1 rRNA gene is annotated in these 303 nt (G+C 55.8%); it reads right to left on the bottom strand.

Features of this window, described 5'->3' with window-relative positions:
• Window positions 1-303, bottom strand: a 16S ribosomal RNA gene (locus DQG13_RS30460); the annotation flags it as partial.

Genomic DNA, 303 nt, shown 5'->3' on the forward strand with positions numbered 1-303 from the left:
GGTTACCTCACCGACTTCGGGTGTTGTAAACTCTCGTGGTGTGACGGGCGGTGTGTACAAGACCCGGGAACGTATTCACCGCGGCATGCTGATCCGCGATTACTAGCAATTCCGACTTCATGCAGGCGGGTTGCAGCCTGCAATCCGAACTGAGACCGGCTTCTTAGGATTCGCTCCGGATCGCTCCTTCGCTTCCCGTTGTACCGGCCATTGTAGTACGTGTGTAGCCCAGGTCATAAGGGGCATGATGATTTGACGTCATCCCCACCTTCCTCCGGTTTGTCACCGGCAGTCATCTTAGAG

The organism is Paenibacillus sp. YN15 (genome assembly GCF_003285005.1).
In the GTDB taxonomy this organism is placed as follows: domain Bacteria; phylum Bacillota; class Bacilli; order Paenibacillales; family NBRC-103111; genus Paenibacillus_AR.